At 53.2% G+C, this 942-nt stretch carries 1 protein-coding gene and 1 CRISPR repeat array; the gene reads right to left on the bottom strand.

Features of this window, described 5'->3' with window-relative positions:
- The first annotated feature begins 4 nt into the window (after positions 1-4).
- Positions 5-693: a CRISPR direct-repeat array (repeat unit 28 nt; unit sequence TTTCTTAGCTGCCTATACGGCAGTGAAC).
- A 13-nt stretch (positions 694-706) separates the two neighbouring features.
- A partial coding sequence (locus HMPREF3014_RS34965; RefSeq protein WP_218189585.1) for a hypothetical protein occupies positions 707-942 on the bottom strand: 236 nt, incomplete at its 5' end.

Here is a 942-nt window from a genome sequence, read left to right on the forward strand (position 1 = left end):
TGCATTTCTTAGCTGCCTATACGGCAGTGAACAGATCGTCCTGGGCGGCAGGTCCGGATTGTCTTTTCTTAGCTGCCTATACGGCAGTGAACATCGCAATCGTGTTCGGCCTGCTGGCCTTCATTTTCTTAGCTGCCTATACGGCAGTGAACATTATGCGGACCCTTGGCGGCATCCTGATGAATTTCTTAGCTGCCTATACGGCAGTGAACTGCATGTACCTCCAGTGGTTCGGGTATCTGCTTTTCTTAGCTGCCTATACGGCAGTGAACGATTCGACCGTCAGACCACGGCGACGCACAGCTTTCTTAGCTGCCTATACGGCAGTGAACTTCCACCACGTTGCCGAGCGCCATGACCTTGTATTTCTTAGCTGCCTATACGGCAGTGAACGCAGTGATCAGCCTGGCCGGCGACCAGGTGAATTTCTTAGCTGCCTATACGGCAGTGAACAACCACGGCCCCTTTGCCGAACTGCTCGACCATTTCTTAGCTGCCTATACGGCAGTGAACTTATCGTGTTCTGCACGATTTGATGCGATGCTTTTCTTAGCTGCCTATACGGCAGTGAACACCGTCTTCCTCGCGCAAGTCGTATTCGGGTATTTCTTAGCTGCCTATACGGCAGTGAACGCAGGCCTGACTGTCGGCCTGCTGATCAGCTATTTCTTAGCTGCCTATACGGCAGTGGACTAGCCCCGAAAACCTATAACCATTTGAAGGAAAAGGAAATACCGAGTTTTTCCTGCCAGAAACCCTCTTTTTTCGAGGTCTCGTAACTTGCTGATTTATAAGGGCGTAAGAAATCGTCCGAAAAAAGGGTCGGAAGTTTCGGGCAATTGGAGGCCGTTTCGCGAGGACCGGGACGGGCGGTGAGCCTCGCCGTTCGGGCGCGAAAGGTCTTGTGATGGGCGATGCCGCAAAGCCCCCGGCCAGGCCGGG

Origin of the sequence: Pseudomonas sp. HMSC065H01 (genome assembly GCF_001815235.1) — a bacterium.
GTDB classification, from domain to species: domain Bacteria; phylum Pseudomonadota; class Gammaproteobacteria; order Pseudomonadales; family Pseudomonadaceae; genus Pseudomonas; species Pseudomonas aeruginosa.